This window comes from Planomonospora alba, from assembly GCF_039534085.1.
Classification (GTDB): Bacteria; Actinomycetota; Actinomycetes; order Streptosporangiales; family Streptosporangiaceae; genus Planomonospora_B; species Planomonospora_B alba.
Genome location: NZ_BAAAUT010000004.1, coordinates 197,814 through 204,852 on the forward strand (window position 1 = coordinate 197,814; position 7,039 = coordinate 204,852).

6 protein-coding genes are annotated in these 7,039 nt (G+C 71.7%); 1 reads left to right on the plus strand and 5 read right to left on the minus strand.

The window, feature by feature from the left end:
- Positions 1–7: 7 nt before the first annotated feature.
- Both ABD823_RS03810 and ABD823_RS03815 read right to left on the minus strand, forming a co-directional pair.
- A complete protein-coding gene (locus tag ABD823_RS03810) occupies positions 8–2,029 on the minus strand; it encodes a family 43 glycosylhydrolase (RefSeq protein ID WP_344855924.1) in 2,022 nt (673 codons plus the stop codon).
- Positions 2,030–2,641: 612 nt separating this feature from the next.
- A complete protein-coding gene (locus tag ABD823_RS03815) occupies positions 2,642–3,514 on the minus strand; it encodes a MarR family winged helix-turn-helix transcriptional regulator (protein WP_344855926.1) in 873 nt (290 codons plus the stop codon).
- Between the two features lie 309 nt (positions 3,515–3,823).
- Here ABD823_RS03815 and ABD823_RS03820 point away from each other — a divergent pair, with 309 nt between their 5' ends.
- Positions 3,824–4,678 carry a haloalkane dehalogenase gene (locus ABD823_RS03820; RefSeq protein WP_344855928.1) on the plus strand — a complete coding sequence of 285 codons (855 nt, stop codon included), beginning with the start codon at positions 3,824–3,826 and terminating at the stop codon, positions 4,676–4,678.
- A gap of 150 nt (positions 4,679–4,828) precedes the next feature.
- Here the strand turns inward: ABD823_RS03820 and ABD823_RS03825 are convergent, their stop codons facing one another.
- From ABD823_RS03825 to ABD823_RS03835, 3 genes are all read right to left on the minus strand, one after another.
- Positions 4,829–5,929, minus strand: coding sequence for a CU044_5270 family protein (locus tag ABD823_RS03825; protein WP_344855942.1), 1,101 nt, complete (start codon positions 5,927–5,929; stop codon positions 4,829–4,831).
- Between the two features lie 5 nt (positions 5,930–5,934).
- Positions 5,935–6,447, minus strand: coding sequence for an RNA polymerase sigma factor (locus ABD823_RS03830; protein ID WP_344855930.1), 513 nt, complete (start codon positions 6,445–6,447; stop codon positions 5,935–5,937).
- Between the two features lie 64 nt (positions 6,448–6,511).
- The gene (locus ABD823_RS03835; RefSeq protein WP_344855932.1) at positions 6,512–6,886 is read right to left on the minus strand and encodes a type 1 glutamine amidotransferase family protein; all 375 of its coding nucleotides are present in this window, start codon (positions 6,884–6,886) and stop codon (positions 6,512–6,514) included.
- Positions 6,887–7,039: the final 153 nt, after the last annotated feature.

Below are 7,039 nucleotides of genomic sequence, written 5' to 3' on the forward strand. Positions count from 1 at the left end.
GCTGCGGTCAGGGGGTGGTCAGGTCGAAGCGGCGCACGGTCACCGCGCCGCCGAGGGCCTGGGTGGCGTAGTTGAAGATTCCGAAGCGGTAGCCCATGAAGAACTGCCAGGCGTTGTTCAACGTGAAGGCCGGACCGAGGCCGATGAAGTTCGTCCCGTCGGTGCTGTAGGAGAAGCGGGCCTGCCTGCCCGGACCCGGGCGGATGTCGGCGTTGGCTCTGAGCCAGATCCGGCCGCCGGAGACGGTCGTGCCCGCCTGCTCGGAGCCGGTGCCGGTGGTCTGCCACGAGCCGTTCATGGTCAGCCCGCTGGTCATCACGACCCGGTACGCGCCGTTGTCGCGCCTGACGCCGATCCAGGCCGACTGGTCGCGCAGCATCGCCAGCCCGGCGCGGTCGCCGTCGGCCATCTGGGAGTAGTCGAGCTCGATCGTCGCGGTCGACGACGGGCCCTGGATGCGGTGGGTCAGGGTGTTGCGGGCGCTGTAGAGGTCGCCTGTGACCGTGGCGGTCCGCAGGCGCAGGCCGTTCCCGGTGGAGAAGCGGCTGGTGTCGGGATTGTGGTTCCACTCCCAGCGGTGGCCGAGGCTGCCCGAGGTGAAGGTGTCCGGGCCCGTCATCGAGGCCACCGTGCGGTCGGTCCGGATGTTCGGCCGCGGGTAGTTCACGCCCCAGCCGCCGTCGACCGTCCGGACGGTCGGCCAGTCGCCGGTCCAGGTGATCGGTGCGAGTGCCGGGACCCGGCCTCCGGGATAGGCGTCGACGAAGGACATGTAGTACCAGTCGCCGGCCTGGGTCTGCACGAGCCCGCCCTGGTGCGGGACGCCGCCGCCGGAGATCGGACCGGGCATGTCGAGCAGGACCCGGCGCATCTCGTACGGGCCCCACGGGGAGGTGGAGCGGAGCACGTACTGGCCGTTGGCTGGGCGGGTGAGCCAGATGTAGTAGTAGCCGCCTCGCTTGTAGAAGCGGGCTCCCTCCAGCGTGCCGACGCTCGAAGGGGTCTGGAAGACCTGCTGGGCGCGCACCTGGCTGAACCCGTCGGCCGACAGCTGCGCCACGCTGATGGTGCCGTTGCCGTAGGCGACGTACATGGTGTCGTCGGTGTCGATCAGCAGGCCGGCGTCGTAGTAGCAGTTGCCGATCTGCGAGCGCTTGGTCCAGGTGCCGTCGACGGCGGAGGCGGTGTAGACGTAGGTGCGGTTGAACTCGACGCAGCCGATCCAGTAGAAGGTGCCGTTGCTGGGCCGGTGGTTCAGGGTCGAGGCCCAGATGCCCTTCACGTACGCCCGGCCGCCGGTGAGGTCGTAGGCGCCCGAGCCGAAGTCGAGCCTCGGGACCGAATGCCCGGCGTACTCCCAGTCGACCAGGTTGTAGGAGCGCAGGATCGGCGCGCCCGGCGAGTAGTGCATCGTCGAGGCCGAGTAGTAGTAGGCGTCCCCGACCCGGATGACGTCGCCGTCGGCGAAGTCCTGCCAGACGACCGGGTTGGTGTAGTCACCGCCCGGATTCGATGCGCTGCCGGCCTTCACGAGCTGCCACTGCTGGTTGGCTCCGCCCCAGTCGTCGTACTGGACGACGTTCGCGTTGTCGGCGGTGGAGGCGCCCTGGACCTCCAGGGCCTTGTTGCTGTGCCGCGAGATGAGCCTCACGTGGCCGTCCGGACTGTCGGCCAGCCGCCACTGCTGGTTGGTGCCGTTCAGGTCGGCCCACTGGACGATCGAGCCGCCGTTGGCGGTCGACCAGTTGTAGACGTCCAGCACCTTGCCGGAGTGGCGGGACTTCAGCCGGTAGTAGCCGCCGCCGGAGTCGACGAACCGCCACTGCTGCTGGTTCTGGTCGTTCCTGGTCCACTGGGTGATGCGGGCGCCGTCGTTGGTCGCCAGGTTGTGGACGTCCAGGGCCTTGCCGCTGTTGCGGTTGACCATGACGTACCAGGCGTCGGTGTCGACCGTCGCGGCCGACGCCTGGGGCGTGAGGAACACGCCCACGAGAAACAGGGACGAGACGACCGCGAGAACGCGCCTCACCGGAACCTCCGGAGGTCGCCGGTCGCACCGTCGCCGGCGGGCACGGCCGGCGCGCCTCGGGACGTGCCGCCGAGGGCCCGGCCATCGCCCGGCAGTGATGTTAGCGATAACATTTTGCTCATGAGGTCACCTCGGGGATCGCGTTCCAACGACGGGCGGAGCTCTCCGCAGGCCGCCCGCGAGTGACATCTCTCCGCCGCCGTCCCCGCTCGCGGCAGCCGGGCCCCTCCCCGGCGGGCAGGCAGGCGGTCCGTTGCGCGCGGCCGCCGACGATGAGGGGACATCCAGAACTCCTTGACTGGTCGAAGATGTGACCTCGCCGATTGTTAGCGTTAACATAAGATCGTGCGAAGCCGCACGACCGGTTCGGATGAACGCGTTGTCGCGGAGTACATCCGATGATCCGGCCCGGCGTCAACGAGGGGCGGCCCCCACCGGCCCGGGCGTCATCGCCGGAGCACCTTCCGACCTGCGGTTCCACCCGAAACGAGATCACGCCACGCCGCCCGCCCAGGTGAAAGTTTCACATCTGACGACGAGCCCTTGAAAGGCAGCCGTCGGCGCCGATGGGCTCCGACGCCGCACAGGCTCCGATCACGGTCACGGTCACGGTCACGGCAGGAGTTTGATGAGCAGACCGCGCAGGTCGCGGGCACCGTCGGGACCGAGGGCCGCTTCGACGTCGCGCTCGATGCCCGCCAGGGCGTCGAGTACGGCAGGGATGCGGGCCCGGCCGAGGTCGGTGAGTCCGAGGGCGTAGCGGCGCCGGTCGCGCGGGTCCTGTCCGCGCTCGACGAGCCCGGCCTGGACCAGTTCGTCCACCAGTGACGCGGTGGCCGGCTCGGTGAGGTGCAGGTGGCGGGCGAGCCGCTGCTGCGGACACGGGGCGAGGAGTTCCAGTGCGGGCAGCAGGGCGAAGTGGCGGGTGCGCAGACCGTGCTCCTTCAGCCGGTGGTCGCCGAGGCGGCGCAGCCGGTAGTGGGCCTGGGCGATGAGGTGCTCGGCGCTGGCGATGACGGGCCGCCCGCCGTCGGCGACCAGCCTGGTCAGCAGTTCGGTGAGACGCCGGCGTTCGCCCGGGGACAGCGGAGCGGTGAGCCGGGCGTCACGGTCGGCGACGGCCTGTCGCATGTCCTCGAGCGCGGCCCGGCCCTGTGGCGTCAGCGACAGGACGTAGGTGCGGCGGTTCGCCGGGTTGCGCGTACGGGTGACGTAGCCGGCCTGCTGGAGCCGGTCGAGCAGCTTCACCATGATCGTGCGGTTGATGCCGAGCCGGTGGGCGAGGTCCTGCTGTGAGGGGGCGCTCTCGTCGGCGAGGATGTCGAGCACGACGAAGTCGCGCGACTGCGGCCCGTCCTGCACGGCCTGCACGGCCTGCGCGGTGATGCCGGTGAAGACACGGCGGAGCAGGTGGCCGACGGTTCCGGACACGGGGGCGTTCTCCTCGGCGGTGGATCGGCGCTCGGCCCGGCTCTCCGTGTTCACGCTCGAATGCTAGCAGCTCTGATAGTGCATCCATTTGATGGACAGGAAGATGATAGTTGGATAGTTGACAGTTCTGACGGTGTGGATCTACTGTCGGGAGCGCCGGTCGACGAGGAGCCGCCATCCCCCACCCGAACCCCGAGGCCGTCGGCCGGGCCGGTGATCCGTACGAGGCCGGGCCGGGACCGGGCCGCTCGTCGCCCGCACCGGCGTCCTCCGGACGGCCGTCCGCGTCCTCGAACCGATCACCGTCCGTCCCGGGGTCCGACCCCGCTCCCCGACTCCCTCCCACCCGATGTGAGGACCGTCATGCCTGAGATCGATGTGCTCGACTCGACGATGTACCACGAGGAGACCGGCAGCGGCGCCGCCTGGGTGTTCCTGCACGGCAATCCCGGCTCGTCCCGGCTGTGGCGCAAGGTGCTGCCCGCGGTCGGCGCGGACGCCCGGTTGCTGGCCCCCGACCTCATCGGCATGGGCCGTTCCGGCAGACCGGACGTGCCGTACCGGTTCGGCGACCACGCCCGCTACCTCGACGCCTGGTTCGACCGGCTGGGCCTGGACGAGGTGGTGCTGGTCGGCCATGACTGGGGCGGGGCGCTGGCCTTCGACTGGGCCGCCCGCCACCCCGGCCGCGTCCGCGGCGTGGCCTTCTTCGAGACGATCATCCGTCCGATGTCCTGGACCGAGCTGGGCGACGGCCCGCGCTCGCGCGCCGAGGCCATGCGCGGCCCGCAGGGCGAGAGCCTGGTGCTCGACCAGGACTTCTTCGTACGGACGGCCTTCACCGGCGGCGTGCTCAACCCGCTGGGCGAGCAGGAACTGCTGGCCTACCTGGAGCCCTATCCCACCCGGGAGAGCCGCCGCCCCATCCTGGAATGGGCCCGCTCGCTGCCCCTGGACGGCGAGCCCGCCGACGTCGCCGAACGCGTCGAGCGATACGGCCGGTGGCTGGCGGCCAGCACCGATGTGCCCAAGCTCCTGCTCACCTTCGACTCCTCCCCGACCCTCCTCGTCGACAACCGGATGATCGAGTGGTGCGAGGCCAACATCGCCGCCCTGGAAACCGAGCACTGCGGACCCGCGGGGCACCACGCCCCCGAGGACCGGCCCGAGGCCATCGCCGGAGCGATCACCACCTGGGCCGCCCGCCACGGCCTGTGACCGCCTTCCGCGCGAGGAGCGCCGGCACGCCGGACGCGGCCATCCGCACCCGGCCGGGGGTCATCGTGCAGGTCACCGGTGAACGGGCCGGGGAACGGGAACGGTACGAGCCGTGCCGGAGGCGTCCGCGCCCGTGCGGACGCCTCGCGGCTACGGGTGCTCGTCGGTCCAGCCCGCCTCGAGGACGGTGTCGGTGTTCCACACCGTCCCCGGCGCCAGCCCGGCCTGCATGCCGCCCGGCTCGACGACCACGCTCTCGCGTGCCAGCGCGCGGCCGGACCGCTCGTCGATGATCAGCCGTACCTGCACCACGCCCTCGCCGGTGTCACCCGGCTTGGACTGCGAGGTGCCCGCGATCGCGATCGCCGTGCCCGTGCGCCCGGCGGCGTCGGTGACCTGGCCGAGCGAGACGACCGACGGCAGGTCCGCCAGCATCCGGAAGGCAGCCGCGCGCACCTCCGGGCTCACCGGCATGCTCATGATCAACCCCTCGGCCACCCGGAACAGCCAGGCGTCCTCCCCCATCGGGACGTCGGCCTCGGTGTCCTCACCCTCATGGAAACGGAGCAGGTCGGCCCTGAGCGCCCTCGGATCGGTCGGCAGGTTCCGCAGGTCGGCCAGGGTGACGTTGCGGCCGAGCCAGAAGATCTCCTCGCTCTTCGTGTGACCGGTGTGCGGCTGCTCCCCGTTCTCCCTGATCGGGATCCTCTTGCGGCCCGCGAAGGTCAGCTCGCGCGGCGAACCCGCCTTCTCCCAGGCCGCCCGGTCGGCCCCGGTCGCCGGCTTGATCGCCAGGATACGGGAGGAACCCCACTGCTCCCTCGCCCCCACCCAGCTCTCGCTCTCCCGCTCCATGGAGATCACGAAGCCCTCGTCGACCGGCTGGAGGGTGCGGGAGCGGCTGGAGACGTGCCAGTAGTCGCCGGTGGCGGGCCGGCGCTCCGCGCTGGCCGCGGCCACGAGCAGCACCTCCCTCGCCGAGAGCACGGCCGGCCGCGTCACCGTACCCGACGCCGCCGGTGACACGACGGGTGCCGGCCCGCGGGCCGTACCGCCGACCAGCACGGCCGCGGTCACGGCCGCCACCACGCCCGCCAGGCCCAGGCTCAGACCCCGGGCCAGCGGCTTCCCGCCGCGCCGCGGCACCTGCCTGGGCTGGGCGAAGGCATGGGCCAGCTCGGCCTGCCGGGTCCGCGGGTCGACCGGACCGCCGGCCAGGTGGGCCGGGCGGGCGGCACGCAGCTCTTCCATGGCGTTCACGACAGCTCCTCCACGAGTCGGACCCGGGACAACCCCGGTGATTCGAGCGCGGCTTGCAGACGTCTCCTGGCCCGGTGCAACCTGACCCGGAAGGCGGGCACCGAGCAGTCGAGCACCTTGGCGGCGTCTCTCGGTCTCAGGCCCTGCCAGGCGACGAGGACGAGGATCTCCCGCTCGTCCTGGGTGAGCCCGGCCATGGCCTTGAGGACGCCCAGGCGCTCGGCCACGTGGTCGGCCACGTCGGCGGTGACCCACTCGCGCATCTCACGCTGAATCCCCTCCCGCCTGGCCTCGGCCCTGATACTGTCGCGCAGCACGTTGCGCGCCACGCCCAACAGCCACGGCAGGGCGTTCTGCGGCATCTGGTCGAACCTGCGCCAAGCGATGGCGAACGTCTCGCTCACCACCTCGTCGGCCACCTGCCGACCGGCGCGGCTGACCACGTAGGCCCAGACCCGTTGTCGGCATTCGTCATAGATGGTGGTGAAGCGCTCTTGATCGCTCGTCACCGCCCCAACCCCTCACGTGTCCCGGAACCGCTGACAGGAGGAAGTGGTCCGGGGCCGTCAGAAGTTACACGCCACCGCCGGATGATCCGTCGGGACCGGTACGCCACGGCGGTCGTCTTCCGGCGCGCCGGCTGGACGTCCCGCTCGCGGCCGGCGGCCGGCCGGGACTCTGGAAGGCGACGGGGGCGGGTCCGGCGTTGCGCCACACGACGCCGCGGCGCTCGTAGGCGAACAATTCCTCGACGGCGTGCGCGATCCGCGGTCCGAGCTCGCGCTCCAGCAGGTAGAGGCCGACGTCCGGCCCCGAGGTCACCCCGCCGCCGGAGACGAGGTCGTCGTCGCCCACGACCCGGGCGCGGACGGTGCGGGCCCCGGTGGCCTCCAGCAGGCCGACGCCCAGGGAACGCATCGGCGCCCAGGTCGGCTCCGGCTCGGCCACGGCCCTCCGCGACCGGTTCAAGAAGACGACCGGCGTGAGCCCCAACGGCTACCGGCGCGCGTTCGGCTCCTGGCGGCGGCGGCACCCCCGCCGCAGGCCCGCGGCCGGACCGCGGAGCGTCCTTCGGGCGCCGCGCCGCCCGGTGGGGACGGC